The 14,123-nt window shown below is 69.3% G+C and carries 12 protein-coding genes; 5 read left to right on the plus strand and 7 right to left on the minus strand.

The window, feature by feature from the left end; all coding sequences use genetic code 11:
- Positions 1 to 198: 198 nt before the first annotated feature.
- From ACFYTS_RS30310 to ACFYTS_RS30320, 3 genes are all read left to right on the plus strand, one after another.
- Positions 199 to 1,518 carry a purine-cytosine permease family protein gene (locus tag ACFYTS_RS30310; protein ID WP_387308957.1) on the plus strand — a complete coding sequence of 440 codons (1,320 nt, stop codon included), beginning with the start codon at positions 199 to 201 and terminating at the stop codon, positions 1,516 to 1,518.
- Positions 1,515 to 2,612, plus strand: a complete 1,098-nt coding sequence (locus ACFYTS_RS30315) for a phosphotransferase enzyme family protein (protein WP_387308958.1) — start codon at positions 1,515 to 1,517, stop codon at positions 2,610 to 2,612. Before ACFYTS_RS30310 ends, ACFYTS_RS30315 begins: the two co-directional genes overlap by 4 nt.
- A 131-nt stretch (positions 2,613 to 2,743) precedes the next feature.
- Positions 2,744 to 3,232, plus strand: a complete 489-nt coding sequence (locus tag ACFYTS_RS30320; RefSeq protein ID WP_387308959.1) for a hypothetical protein — start codon at positions 2,744 to 2,746, stop codon at positions 3,230 to 3,232.
- 121 nt (positions 3,233 to 3,353) lie between these two features.
- On the opposite strand, the gene ACFYTS_RS30325 is transcribed toward ACFYTS_RS30320, so the two are convergent.
- The 7 genes from ACFYTS_RS30325 to clpB form a co-directional block, all read right to left on the minus strand.
- Entirely contained in the window at positions 3,354 to 4,040 is a 687-nt protein-coding gene (locus ACFYTS_RS30325; protein ID WP_357284888.1) for a lysoplasmalogenase, read from the minus strand.
- Complete coding sequence (locus tag ACFYTS_RS30330) at positions 4,040 to 5,098, minus strand: beta-ketoacyl-ACP synthase 3 (RefSeq protein WP_357284890.1); 1,059 nt, start codon at positions 5,096 to 5,098, stop codon at positions 4,040 to 4,042. Before ACFYTS_RS30330 ends, ACFYTS_RS30325 begins: the two co-directional genes overlap by 1 nt.
- Before the next feature lie 153 nt (positions 5,099 to 5,251).
- Complete coding sequence (gene pyrE, locus ACFYTS_RS30335; protein ID WP_357284893.1) at positions 5,252 to 5,797, minus strand: orotate phosphoribosyltransferase; 546 nt, start codon at positions 5,795 to 5,797, stop codon at positions 5,252 to 5,254.
- Positions 5,798 to 5,805: 8 nt separating this feature from the next.
- Positions 5,806 to 6,621, minus strand: a complete 816-nt coding sequence (locus tag ACFYTS_RS30340; RefSeq protein WP_387308960.1) for an SDR family NAD(P)-dependent oxidoreductase — start codon at positions 6,619 to 6,621, stop codon at positions 5,806 to 5,808.
- Between the two features lie 145 nt (positions 6,622 to 6,766).
- A complete protein-coding gene (locus tag ACFYTS_RS30345) occupies positions 6,767 to 7,882 on the minus strand; it encodes a hypothetical protein (protein ID WP_357284899.1) in 1,116 nt (371 codons plus the stop codon).
- Positions 7,883 to 7,941: 59 nt separating this feature from the next.
- Positions 7,942 to 8,820, minus strand: a complete 879-nt coding sequence (locus ACFYTS_RS30350; protein ID WP_357284902.1) for a DUF5666 domain-containing protein — start codon at positions 8,818 to 8,820, stop codon at positions 7,942 to 7,944.
- 244 nt (positions 8,821 to 9,064) lie between these two features.
- The gene (gene clpB / locus ACFYTS_RS30355) at positions 9,065 to 11,620 is read right to left on the minus strand and encodes an ATP-dependent chaperone ClpB (RefSeq protein ID WP_387308961.1); all 2,556 of its coding nucleotides are present in this window, start codon (positions 11,618 to 11,620) and stop codon (positions 9,065 to 9,067) included.
- Between the two features lie 214 nt (positions 11,621 to 11,834).
- Between clpB and ACFYTS_RS30360 the strand changes: the two genes are divergently transcribed.
- Both ACFYTS_RS30360 and ACFYTS_RS30365 read left to right on the plus strand, forming a co-directional pair.
- Positions 11,835 to 12,812, plus strand: coding sequence for an NADP-dependent oxidoreductase (locus ACFYTS_RS30360; protein WP_357284907.1), 978 nt, complete (start codon positions 11,835 to 11,837; stop codon positions 12,810 to 12,812).
- Positions 12,813 to 12,946: 134 nt separating this feature from the next.
- Complete coding sequence (locus tag ACFYTS_RS30365; RefSeq protein ID WP_357094304.1) at positions 12,947 to 14,107, plus strand: globin domain-containing protein; 1,161 nt, start codon at positions 12,947 to 12,949, stop codon at positions 14,105 to 14,107.
- The last annotated feature ends 16 nt before the right edge of the window (positions 14,108 to 14,123 follow it).

Genomic DNA, 14,123 nt, shown 5'->3' on the forward strand with positions numbered 1-14,123 from the left:
ACCGCATCCCGCCGTGCGTGTGACCCGCGTCTCGCTCTGCTGTGAGCCGCGCTCCGCTGTGCTGTGAGCCGCGTCCCGGCGGGCCGGTGACCCGGCGCTCACCGGACCGCCCGCACGGGGTGGCACCGCGCCCGGGCCGGGTGCGCTCGCCGGGACGGTCTGCCGGATTCGCCCGATCCGGGCCGTAGCATCCTGACCATGACGATCGCCGACACACCGGACCGCCGGGAAGCGCCGCTGGTACTCGACACCGAGCCGCCGCGCACCCTCGGCTTCACCGATCAGGCGGCGTTCTGGCTGAATCTCGGCGTCAGCCTGATCGGGTTCAGCGGCGCCGCGGTCGTGCTCACCCCCGCCGGCGCGAACCTGCCGCTGACCGGAGCGCTACTGGCCACCGTGCTCGGCACCGTGGTCGGCGCGGCCATGGTGGCCGGGCCCGCCGCCATCGGCGCCCGCACCGGCGCGCCGGCCATGGCGGTGCTGCGCGGACTGTTCGGCACCCGGCTGTCGTATGTGCCGACGGTCGCCAATATCGTGCAGTGCATCGGCTGGGGCGTGTACGAGCTCACCGTCATCACGCTCGGCGTCTCCGCGCTCACCCATGACCGGGTGCCGCACTGGATCGTCATCGTCGGCGCGGGTGTGCTGTCCACCGTAATGGCCGTGTGGCCACTGTCCGCGGTGCGCGCGCTGCGCAAATACGTCTCCGTGGCGGTCGGCATCGCCCTGGTCTACTTCACGATTCAGCTACTGCGGCAACCGGTTCCGATGCCGGTCGACACCAGCTGGAGCGGGTTCTGGCCCGCAGTCGACGCCACCCTCGCGGTCTCCATCTCCTTCGTGCCACTGGCCGCCGACTACACCCGGCACTCGCGATCGGCTCGAACCGCCGCCGGGGCCACGGTGATCGGCTACTCGGTCGCGCAGGTCTGGTGCTATCTGCTCGGCATCCTCGCGATCCTGCAGGCGGGCAGCGCCGACCACATCTTCGACACCTTCCTCGGCGTCACCGCCGGGTGGCTGTTCTTCGCGGTGCTGGTGCTGCGCGAATCGGATCAGTCCTTCGCCAATATCTATTCGACGGCCATGTCCATCCAGAACCTGCTGCCCCGGGTGGATCGGCGGCTGCTGGCGACCCTGGTCGGCGCGCTGGTGACGCTGCTCGCGCTGCCCGTGCGCGACTTCGGCAATTACGCCAACTTCCTGTACCTGATCGGGTCGGTCTTCGTGCCGCTGTGCGCGGTCCTGGTCGTCGACTACTTCTTCGGCCGCGGCCGCACCGGCTGGGACCTCACCGAGTACGCCCCCACCCGTCCGCTCATGCTGCTGCCGTGGGCGCTCGGATTCGTCGTCTACCAGCTCTTCAACCCCGGTTCGATCACCTGGTGGAGCGACTTCTGGACCAAGGCGCAGAACGCGCTCGGCATCCATCCGGGCTGGTGGGCCTCGGCCTCGCTGTACTCGTTCCTGGCGGCCGCCGCCGTGACGGCGATCCTGGTGCGGCTGCGCCGGGGATGACCGACGGCCGGGTCTACGGCATGGGGCTCGACCCACTGGTCGAACCCGATTGGCCCGCACTCACCTCCGCCGAGGTGGAAGCCGTGCTCGGCGCGGACGCCCGGATCGCCTGGCGCAGTCCGCGACCGCTCTCGGCCACCGCGCGGATCCGGCTGCCGGACCACCGCGAGGTCATCCTCAAACGCCTGCCCCGGGCGCTGCGCGACGCCGCCGCGCTCGGCGAGGAACACGCCTTCATGGACCACCTACGCGCGCACGGAATTCCGGTGCCGAGTGTCCTGCGCACTGCCGAGCTCGACGAATTCGCCTACGAGGTACAGGAACTCGGCCCCGGCGACGACGCCTACGCCGGCGTCTTCTCCTGGTCCCCGTACCGTTCACTCGCCGACGCCGCCGCGGCCGGTCGCATGCTGGCCCGCCTGCACCTGGCCGCCACCGGATACGACGCCCCGGCCCGCCCGGGCCGGCCCCTCCAGGCAGGATTCACCCTGTTCTCCGCCGCCGATCCCCTTGCGGCCGTGGCGTGTCGCGCGGCCCTGCGCCCCGCGCTCGGTGCGTTCCTGGCCGGCCGCGAGTGGCGCGCCGACATGACCCGCGTCCAGCTCCCCGCCTGCGAGCGCCTGCACCCGCTGCTCGCCGACCTGGAACCGCTGTGGACGCACAATGATTGGCACGGCACCAACCTGCTGTGGCGCGACCACGCCGTCACCTCGGTCATCGACTTCGGGCTGTGCGACCGCACCACGGCCGTCCACGACCTGGCCACCGCCATCGAACGCGCTGCGGTGGATTGGATTTCGGTCCGTGCGGGCGGCCCCGCGCACGTGCGCTTCGATCAGATCCGCGCCCTGCTCGAAGCCTACGAATCGGTCCGGCCCCGCACGCCCGCCGAACGCCGGGCCCTCCCCGCCCTGCTGCCCCTGGTGCACTGCGAATACGAACTGTCCGAGATCGATTACTTCCTCGGGGTGGTACCGGGCGGTAATCCGGAGAATGCCGAAATCGCCTACACCGATTACTTTCTCGGCCACACCGAATGGTGGGAATCCGTTTCCGGCCGAGAACTGCGGGCCGCCATAGCCGCCGCGAAGTGAACGCGAAGTGAACTTGATTCCGCGACCGCGATCCGCTAGAACTTGTTCTGTTGCTTTTCTGGCAACGCGAATCGTTCTGCACGCCATCTGAGTTCAGCGTGCATCGGGGGTCCGGGAGGATAGGAATAATCATGCGTCGCACTCTTCGTAATTTCGGTCGTAAGGCAGTTGTCGCGGCTCTGCCGCTGGCGGTGGCCGCCACCTTCGCGAGCGCGGGAACGGCTTCCGCCACCGCGCCGACCGAGGCCCCGCAGGCGGCCCCGGTCGTGCAGCTCGCCGCGTTCACCCCGGTGGTCCCGGTCGCGGCCGAGGTCTCGCAGCCCATGGCTCCCGCGGCCGCACAGCCCGTGACCTCGGATGTCACCCCCGCCGCGGCCGAGGTCTCGCAGCCGCAGGACATCGCCACCGACCCGAATGCCCAGAACCACGATCCGATGGCCAATGCCGCCGCCCTCGGCTTCGTGATCGGGGCCGCGACCGGCGCCGTGATCTGTGGCGTCACCATCATCGGAATTCCGCTGATCCCGCTCTGCGCGGTCGGCCCGGGCCTGCAGCTCGCGCTGGTCGGCCTGCTCGTCGGAGCGATCGCCCCGAATTCCGTTCCGCAGATCCTGCCCTGATCCCCCGGACATCGTAGATACGAAGAACCCCATCCAGATATTTCCGGATGGTTCTTTCGTATCGAATTCCGGGTGACGGATACGGTGACCTATTCGGTTACCGATACACCTACCGATTTGCCTACCGATGCGCGCGCGGATCCGCGAGCAGATATTGCGCGGCGGCATATGTGCCGAGAATGACACCCTCGGTGATCCGGCGCGACTTCTCACCGCGCGCGAAAATGCGGCGCAGCACGATCAATCCGTCCGACACGGTGAACAGCAGCGCGCCCAGACCCAATCGGCTGCGCGGATCGGCGTTGGGAACGTTCACGCCCGCAATGTTCTTCGCGTCGCGGGCGAGTTCCGGATCCGAGGCCAGGGTGGCCGCGGTGCCCAGCGTCGCGCCGTACACGGTGAGCGGCACCGCCACCGTGGGGGCCTTGAACCGCATGAGCGTCGCCGCGCCCAGCCAGGCGCCCAGCCGCTGGCCCGCGATGGCGGGCCGGGGCCGGGCCCCGCGCCGCCACCACAGCCACGAGTAGCCGGTCTGCATGACCGCGAAAGACGAAGCGCCCGCGATCAATCGGCGGTCGTCGTCGGGTTCGATGAGCAGCACGTCGCCGACCGTGGCCGCGGCCAGCGAGCCGAGCAGCACGGTGCGGTCGGTGGGATGCAGGCGCTTGCCGTTGACGGCCACGTCGGCGGCGAGCAGCGGCATCAGCAACGGCTTCGCGACCCACTGCAGCTTCTCGCGACCGGTGACCGCACCGTAGACGGTCACCGCCGCCGCGCCGACGAAGGCGGCACGGAACGGGCTCGCCATCAGAAGCTGGGCTCGGCCGGGGCGGGCGGCAGCACCGCGACCTGGCCGGCGTAGGACAGGCCCGCGCCGAAGCCGAGCAGCAGCGCCAGCTGACCGCCCTTGGCCTTGCCGGTCACCAGCATCTCCTCGATGGCCAGCGGGATCGAGGCGGCGGAGGTGTTGCCGGTGTTCTCGATGTCATTGGCCATCGGCAGATCGTCGGGAAGGCCGAGGTTCTTCTTCATGAGCTCGTTGATGCGGGCGTTGGCCTGGTGCGGGACGAACACCTCGATGTCGTCCTTGGCCACGCCCGACAGCTCGATCGCGCTGGACAGCGCGCGCGGCAGGGTGACGGCGGCCCAGCGGAAGACCTTGGGGCCCTCCATGTGCAGCGACATCCGGCCCACGGACTCCACGGCCGGGTCGGTGCCCTGCAGGCGCTGCGCCTTGTTCATGAACTCCAGGAAGTCCACGTCCTGCGCGATGGCCTCGGCGTTCTCGCCGTCGGAGCCCCACACGGTCGGGGAGATGCCGTTCTCCTCGGCGGGACCGATCACGACCGCGCCCGCGCCGTCACCGAAGATCATGGCGGTGCCGCGGTCGGTCGGGTCGAGACCGACGGTCATCGTCTCGGCGCCGATGAGCAGGATGTACTCGGCCGAGCCGGAACGGATCATGTCGGCGGCCACGCCGAGGCCGTAGCCGAAGCCGCCGCAGCCGGAGACCAGGTCGAAGGCCGGGATGCCGTTCATGCCCAGGTCCGAGGCGACGGTCGGCGCGCCGTGCGGGGTCAGCTTGAGCCAGCTGGAGGAGGCCAGGATCAGGGCGCCGATCTTGGATCGGTCGATGCCGGTGTTCTTCAGCGCCCGCTCGCCCGCGGCGACCGCCATGCTGCGCAGCGTCTCGTCGCCGGAGATCCAGCGCCGGTTGTGGATGCCGGTCCGCTCGAAGATCCACTCCGGGGTGGAGTCGAGGACCTCGCACACCTCGGCATTGCTGACGACGCGCTGGGGCCGGTAGGCACCGATGCCGAGCATCGCAATATTCTGCTGACCCTTGTTGATTGCAATGCTCACCACAGGTGACTCACACGACCCTTCGCACAATCATTGTCGACACCGTTGTCGGACGTAAGACCAGGACACAGGCTAACCCAGAGCAAGGTTTCAGCCCAGAGCCAAGTCTTGTTAACCGTCCAGTAAGGACATGCCCTGGCGCCAGGGCCATAAGTCCTACCCCAATGCGAGGTCTTTCAGGCCCAGAATCGATCGATACTCCAAACCTTCGGCGGCGATGATGCCGTCCGCGCCGGTCTCGCGGTCCACCACGGTGGCCACGCCGACCACGATCGCGCCCGCCTCGCGCAGCGCGCGCACCGCGGTGATCGGGGAGTTACCGGTGGTGGTGGTGTCCTCGACCACCAGCACCCGCTTGCCCACGATGTCGGGGCCCTCGATCTGGCGCTGCATGCCGTGGGTCTTGGCGGCCTTGCGCACCACGAAGGCGTCGATCGGCCGGCCCGGCGCGTGCAGGACCGCGGCCGCCACCGGGTCGGCGCCCATGGTGAGCCCGCCCACCGCGTCGAAGTCCCAGTCCGCCACGAGCTCGCGCAGCAGCTTGCCGATCAGCGGGGCCGCCTCGTGGTGCAGGGTGGCGCGGCGCAGGTCCACGTAGTAGTCGGCTTCCTTGCCCGAGGACAGGGTCACCCGCCCGTGCACGACAGCGAGTTCGCGCACCAGAGCCGCGAGTCTGTCCCGGTCGGTCGTCGTTACCTGCATTGCTGTGTCTATGTCCTTCCGCGTGCGTTGAACAGGCCCCGGTTCAGGCGGGTCACCAGGGTTCGTGGGATGAGCCCGGCGATCGCGACGATCGCTTTGTACTGCCTTCCGGGCACGCTGATCACCCGGTCTCTCTCCAGATCATGCAGCGAACCGGCCACCACCTCGTCCACGCTCAACCACAGGGGTCGCGGTAGCGAGGCCATCTCGATGCCGGCCCGCTCATGGAATTCGGTGCGGACGAATCCCGGGCACAAGGCCTGCACCCGGACTCCGGTTCCGGCCAGCCCGCCGGCCAGCCCCTGGGAAAAGGATACGACGTAGGCCTTGGAGGCCGAATAGGTCGATCCCCGCCCGGAGATCAGACCCGCGACGCTGGCCACATTCACCACGGTGCCCTTGGCCGCGTGCAGCATGGGCGGCAGGGCCGCCCGGGTGAGCTGCACGACAGCGGTGACGTTCACATCAAGTTGATGCTGCAGGGCGTCGGCGTCCTGCGTCCAGAACTCACCCGACATGCCGAATCCGGCATTGTTGACCAGGAATTCGACGCCCTCGGCCAGGCGCGTGGCCACCCGGTCGCGATCCGCGGCCCGGCTCAGATCGGCGGGCAGCGTCTCGGCGCGCGCGGCGAACCGCACCCGCAGGTCGTGGGCCAGCGCGGCCAGCCGCTCCTCATCCCGCGCCACCAGCACCAGGTCGTAGCCGAGGGCGGCGAGCCTGGTGGCGTACGCCTTGCCGATGCCGGAAGTCGGCCCGGTGACCAAGGCCACCGGACGGCGGGCGCCCGGCAGGCGCACCTGATCAGGGAAACTCTCGGTCATCGACGGCCCATCACTCGCACGATCGGGGAGTGGTCGGCGATGACCTGAACTGCGCCCTCATTCTGGTCCCTGGCCGACCCACACGCGGCGAATTCGCGCAGACACTCTGTGGCTGCGGCGCGCCGCGCGTAGACACGGCCAGGCGTCACCTCGGCGCGGGTCCCTGGTAGGGGCGGAAGCCCGGATGGAAGGGTCCGCCGGGCGGGGCGCTACGGCCCTGATCCCGGCGCCAGCCCTCCTCGGGCTCGCGGTCCGGATCCGATTCGGCGCGCCGGTCGCCGGATTCCGGCTCGTCCCAACGGTCCTCGTGGTCGGGGCCGTCGACGTCGTAGCCGTCCTGCTCGCCCTCGGGGGCGGGCGGCCAGTTGCGGCGCGGGCGATTGCGCGGATCCGGCACGACTTTCAGTGCGGGGCGCCAGCTTTCGGGCTCGCCGTCCGGTTCCCCACCCCCGGCGATATCGCTGACCAGCGGGGAGTCGTAATCGCCGGCGTCGTCACGGGGGCGGTCGTCGCGGGCGGGACGCTGGGCGCGCGGGTCGCGCTCCTGGTCACCGTAGTCGCCGAACTCGTCGTGGCCGTCGTAGTCGTCGTCTCCGGGAACCGCTTGCGAGCGACCGGGTTCGGGCAGTTCGTCGCGGCCACGCTCGGCATTGATGACCGGCGGCAGCACGTGCAGCAGGCCGGACAGCCGCAGCACCGCGTCGATGGCGGTCTCCCAGTCCTTGGCGACCGCGCCGACCGGCAGCATGCCGAGCGTCCAGTTGCCCTCGGACCACAGCTGCTGCACCTCGTCGGGCAGCGACTCGATGAACGCCACCATGCGCTGATCCACCGCGTGCCGCGCGACATCGGGATTGGTCGCGAAGACAACCCGGTCGCCGATGGCGCCGAGTAGTTCGAGATCGTGATCCTTCGGCGGCGCCGCCGTTTTCAGCCGCAGGTCGATATCGATGTCCGAGCCGATCTGACGGCGCACCGCGACCAGGGTGGCGGCGTCCTCCAGATCGAAGAGCACGAACTTCTCGCCCTTGCGGTTACCCGACACCACGTCCACCGCGGACAGGTAGCCCAGTTTGGCGAGCGCGCCGCGCCGCCAGGTGGAGGCGAGCGCGGGCTCCACCGAAACATAGGTATAGCCCTGGGATTTCGCCCAGACCTGTCGCACATGCCCGGTGCGCTGCCGCTGCAGCCGATCGAAATAGAGGAGCACGATCGCACCCACGAGCGCGATCGCCGCCAGCCCGAACCATATAGCCGTCATCGCCGCCTACCCTATCCAGAGTGAGGGCGTCTTGCCCGGCACGCCCACAGCATTCTTGCTCATCGAGTCCCGCTCGGCAGGGACGTGCTGAAGATCAACTTCGCCTGAATGGATCCATCGGAGTTCTTGTCGCCCTGCACCATCACCACTTCGCCGACCGGCAGGTCCGCGACTTTGGTGCTGCCCAGGGAGATTACCTGCGTCTTGTCGTCGGTCTTCACGGTCACCGTGCTGCCGGACAGCGCCGTGATGGTGAGCGTCGAGCCGTCGTTGGAGGCGATGGTGCCCATGTCCGCGCCGAGCTGGTCCAGATCCCCCAGGCCCGGAATCGTGGGCACGCCGCTGGGCAGCGGCAGGGCGGAGGTATTGCCCGGGAAGGCGGGCAGGCCGAGACCGGAGGTGCTGGGTCCGGCGGCGCTGTCGGACGAGTTGTTGTTGCTCAGCAGCGTTCCCACGATCACCCCGACGATGGCGACCGCGATGATCGCGGCCAGACCCAGCGCGATCCACATGGTGGTCTTGCGCGGCGGCGGGGGCGGCGCCGGATTCTGCGGGAAACCCGCGGGCTGATAGCCGCCCGGCGGCGGCATGCCCGCACCACCCGGATAGCCGGGTGCACCGGGCGCGGGCGGATAGCCCGGAGCGCCGTAGGCCCCCGCGGGCGCGTACCCCTGTTGCCCCGGGTAGACAGCGGTCGGCTCGTAGCCGCCGCCGGTGTCGTACCCACCCCACCCGGCGTCGGCGGGCGGGAACACCCGGGTCGCCTCGGGCCCGGGCTGCTGCCCGAAATAGTCGGTCGGACCGGCGGGTATGGACTCGGTGGGCCCGTACGCCGCGGCGCTGTCCGAGGTGTGGCCGCCGGGGACGGCCTGCTCGGCGGGCCCCTCCCCGGAGCCCGGTTCCGGCCGCCGCGACCACGGATCGCTCGGATCAGTCATGGCCTCCAGGGTAGGCGGAGTACGGCTACCCAGCCGCGAACTCGAGCGGTGTTTGATTTGTCTCCGCTTCGCTTCGGCTGTTCGCGGCCCTTTCGGCCCCGATTCTTCCCTCCTCCGCTCCTCCGTTTCGCTCCCTCGCTCCACGGCGGAGGTCGATCAAGCCGCGGTCCGGAATCGAGGCGGGCCGCGAACCTTGTGCGAATGGCCCCGAGACTCTTGTCTCGGGGCCATTCATCTCGGTACCTCAGCGGCCGACGATGAGGGCGTCACCGTCCGGGGTGACGTTCACCTTCACCGTGTCGCCGTCCTGCACCTCCCCGGCCAGCAGCTCCTTGGCGAGCGAATCGCCGATGGACTGCTGGATCAGCCGGCGCAGCGGGCGGGCGCCGTAGGCCGGGTCGTAGCCGCGCACGGCCAGCCAGAAGCGGGCCGAGTCGGACACGTCCAGGGTGAGGCGGCGCTGGGCGAGCCGCTTCTGCAGCTGGTTCAGCTGGATGTCGACGATCCGCTCCAGCTGTTCCTCGTCGAGGGCGTGGAACATGACCACGTCGTCGAGCCGGTTCAGGAACTCCGGCTTGAAAGCGCGGCGCACCGCGTTCATGACCGTGTCCCGATCACCGCCCGCACCCAGATTCGAGGTCAGGATGAGGATGGTGTTGCGGAAGTCGACGGTGCGGCCCTGGCTGTCGGTGAGCCGACCTTCGTCGAGCACCTGCAGCAGGATGTCGAAGACGTCCGGGTGGGCCTTCTCGATCTCGTCGAAGAGGACCACCGTGTACGGGCGTCGCCGCACCGCCTCGGTGAGCTGGCCGCCCTGGTCGTAGCCGACGTAGCCGGGGGGCGCGCCCACCAGACGGGCCACCGAGTGCTTCTCGCCGTACTCGCTCATGTCGATGCGGACCATGGCGCGTTCGTCGTCGAACAGGAAGTCCGCCAACGCCTTCGCCAGCTCGGTCTTACCGGTGCCGGTCGGGCCGACGAACATGAAGGAACCGGTGGGCCGGTTGGGGTCGGCGACCCCGGCCCGCGCCCGGCGCACGGCATCCGACACCGCTTGCACGGCTTCCTTCTGCCCCACGACCCGGCGGCCCAGCTCGTCCTCCATGCGCAGCAGCTTCTGGGTCTCGCCCTCCATCATGCGACCCACGGGGACACCGGTCCACGACGACACCACCTCGGCGATATCGTCCGGCCCGACCTCCTCCTTGAGCATGACGTCACCGTCGGCGGCGGTCTTCGCCTTGGCCTCGGCTTCGGCGAGTTCCTTCTCCAGCTTGGGGATTCGCCCGTACCGGAGTTCGGCGGCCTTGTTGTAGTCGCCGTCGCGCTCGGCCCGTTCGGACTCGCCCTTGAGCGACTCCAGCTCCTCCTTCAGCACCGACACCGCGTCGATGGCCTGCTTCTCGTTCTGCCAGCGGGTCATCAACTGGTTGAGCTTCTCGCGGTCGTCGGCGAGTTCGGAGCGCAGCTTCTCCAGGCGCGCCTTGGACGCGTCGTCGGTCTCCTTGGCCAGGGCCACTTCCTCGATCTCGAGCCGTCGCACCACGCGCTCGATCTCGTCGATTTCCACCGGGCGGGAATCGATTTCCATGCGCAGCCGCGAGGCCGACTCGTCGACCAGGTCGATCGCCTTGTCCGGCAGGAACCGGGAGGTGATGTAGCGGTCGGACAGGGTCGCCGCCGCCACCAGCGCGGAGTCGGTGATCCGCACGTGGTGGTGGTTCTCGTAGCGCTCCTTGAGCCCGCGCAGGATGCCGACGGTGTCCTCCACCGACGGCTCGCCGACCAGCACCTGCTGGAACCGGCGCTCCAGGGCCGGGTCCTTCTCGATGTGCTGGCGGTACTCGTCGAGGGTGGTGGCGCCGACGAGACGCAGTTCGCCGCGAGCCAGCATGGGCTTGATCATGTTGCCGGCGTCCATGGCGGATTCGCCGGTCGCGCCCGCGCCCACGATGGTGTGCAGCTCGTCGATGAACGTGATGATCTGCCCCGCCGAGGATTTGATCTCCTCGAGCACGGCCTTCAACCGCTCCTCGAACTCACCGCGGTACTTCGCGCCCGCGACCATCGCGCCGAGGTCCAGCGACACCAGCTTCTTGCCGCGCAGCGATTCGGGGACGTCGCCCGCGACGATGCGCTGGGCCAGGCCCTCGACGATGGCGGTCTTGCCGACGCCGGGCTCGCCGATCAGCACCGGGTTGTTCTTGGTGCGGCGGCTCAGCACCTGCACGACGCGGCGAATCTCGGTGTCGCGCCCGATGACCGGGTCCAGCTTGCCCTCGCGGGCGGCGGCGGTCAGGTCGGTGGAGTACTTCTCCAGCGCCTGGTAGGAGCCCTCGGGATCGGGCGAGGTGACGCGGGCGTTGCCGCGCACGGCGGTGAACGCCTCGCGCAGCGCGTCCGCGGTCGCGCCGTACTTCAGCAGCAGCTGCTGGACATCGGAATCGCCTGCGGCCAAGCCGTAGACGAGGTGCTCGGTGGAGACGTACTCGTCGCCGAGCTCGGTGGCCAGGTGCTGCGCCGAGGTGAGCGCGGCGATGGCTTCGCGGCCGAAGTTGGGTGTGGTGGTGGCCCCCGTGGCGCGCGGCAGGCGATCCACGATCTCCTGGGCCTCACGCCGGACCGTGGCCGGGTCGACGGCGACGGCCTTGAGCAAGGGTGCGGCGATGCCGTCGGTCTGATCCAGCAACGCCACCAGCAAGTGAGCCGGACGGATCTCCGGGTTACCGGCGACCGAGGCCGCCTGTTGCGCGGCGGTCAGGGCCGCCTGGGTCTTGGTGGTGGGATTGAACGAGTCCACTGTCACCTTCCTACTAGTCGTTGCTGTCTACAACGCGGTAGAAGTTGAGTCTGTTCCGCTCAAGTCTGACCAATTTCCGGCGACGGCACCAGGGACCAAGGCCCTTTCTCTCACGACCAGCGGCCCCTCCACACGCTACGCGTACGATGGCCCCATTCGTTGACGCATCACACCAGCTCATCCATCCCGGCTCGCCCGAACGAATGGAGCAGCAATGCGCGCGATCGTCGTCCGAGAATTCGGTGGCACCCCCGAACCCGCCGACATGCCGGTCCCGGAGGCCGGACCGGGACAGATACAGATCCATCTGGAGGCGGCCGGGGTGAACCCCGTCGACCAGCGGATCATCGACGGCTTCCTGGACGGCCAACTGCCCCACGACTTTCCGATGATCCCCGGCGTCGACGGCGCCGGCACCGTCAGCGCGGTGGGCGCGGGCGTCGACGACTTCGACATCGGCGACCGGGTGGTCGGCAAGTTCCTGTCGCCGCCGCTCGGGCACGGCACCTTCGCCGAATACGTGGTCGCCGCCGACGGCGGCACCCTGGTCAAGCTCCCCGACGAGGTCACCGCGGTGCGTGCGGCCGCGCTGCCGACCGCCGGCATCACCGCCCTGGACCTGCTGCACGCGGCCGGGGTCCAGCGCGGGCAGCGGGTGCTGATCGTCGGCGCGTCCGGCGGCGTCGGCTCCTACCTGGTGCAACTGGCGGCCATGGCCGGGGCGCACGTCATCGCGACCGCCCGGCCCGACGACACCGACCGCATGATCCGGCTCGGCGCGACCGAGGTGGTGAACTACGGCCGCACGACCGTCACCGACTCGCCCACCCATGCCGAGGCCGCACGGCTGTCGGTCGCCGATTCGGTGCGGATCACCGATCCGGGAGGCATCGACGCGGTCTTCGATCTGGTCAGCCCGCCGCCGGTGTTCGCCGACAACGCGAGCCTGGTGCAGCCGGGCGGCCATGCCTACTCGACCATCGGATCGGCCGACGAGGCGGATCTGAAGACCCGTGGCATCGCCGGCGGCAACCTCGAATCCCGCGGCGGCACGGCCGAATTGAGCGAACTGCTGCGCCTGGTCGCGACCGGCGATCTGGTGGTGCCGATCCGCAATCTGCCGCCGCTGGCCGACGCGCCCGCCATGATCGGCGCGTCGGGTGCGCGCGGCAAGACGGTGCTGGTGATCTGAACCCCGGGTTACGGAAATCGATCCACCTCCGGCTATATCCGTGCGACCACCGGGTTTTAAGGGATACTTGACGCGGAGGGCCGCCTGGCAGCAGGCGGTTCGGGGTAGTTGGACAGGAAGGAAAGCTCGACGTCGTGGATGCGCGTTCGGCAGCGCTGGTCCGCGCAAACTTTCGGACAGTCGTTGAGGCCCCCAACGGGCCGGAACGGCTGATCAGCGCGTTCTACGGTCATCTTTTCGCGGAGATCCCCGCTTTGCGGGAACTTTTCCCCTCCGCCATGGACATGCAGGCGAAACGGTTGGTCACGGCCATCTCGTTCGTCCTCGACAACCTGGAGGACTGGGATCGCGCCCAGCGCTTCCTGGAGCAACTCGCCCGCGACCACCGCAAGTACGGGGTGGAGGCGGCGCACTACGACATCGCCGGGCGCGCCCTGCTGCATGCTTTCCGGAGCTACAACGGGGTTGCGAACTGGTCGCGGCCGCTCGAGGCGGGCTGGCGCGACATCACCATCCTGATCTCGGCGTCCATGGCCATCGGAGCGAATTCCGATAAGTCGCAGCCCTATTGGGAGGCGACCGTGGTCGGGCACCGGCGGGTGGTGGACGATCTGGCCATCGTGCGCCTGCAGACCGACACCCCGATCCCCTACCAGGCCGGGCAGTACGTGCCGGTCGCCATCCCGCAGCGGCCCAAGATGTGGCGCTACCTGTCCCCCGCCATCCCCACCAACCCGTACGGCGAGATCGAATTCCACGTGCGCAAGGTCCGGACCGGCTGGGTCAGCCCCGGCATCGTGAACGAGACCCAGGTCGGCGACCGCTGGATGATCGCCGCCCCGCTCGGCGGCCTGCACGTCGACCTGAGCCGCCGCAAGGACGTGCTCATGATCGGCGCGGGCACCGGCATCGCCCCGCTGCGGGCCCAGCTCATCGAGATGGGACGGCGCGGCATCAACCCGCGCGTGCACCTGTTCATGGGCGGCCGCTACCCGTGTGACCTCTACGACGTGGAGAACATGTGGCAGCTCTCGCAGTCCAATCCGTGGCTCACGGTGATCCCGGTCTGCGAGAACGAGACCAACCCCTGGTGGCACCCCTACCCGCCCGCCGATCCACCCTTCGGCATGCACCGTCGGCTGATCGGGAACCTTGGTGCGGTAGTGGCCAGCTTCGGCGCCTGGGCGGATCGGCAGATCCAGATCGCCGGTTCGGCCCGCATGATCGCCGACACCAAGCGAGCCCTGCTCGCGGTGGGAGCCCCCGAGTCCGCAATAAGCTCAGACCCCGTTTGATTTGCCCTACGCCCGC

The organism is Nocardia sp. NPDC004151, from assembly GCF_042874235.1.
GTDB lineage: Bacteria > Actinomycetota > Actinomycetes > Mycobacteriales > Mycobacteriaceae > Nocardia.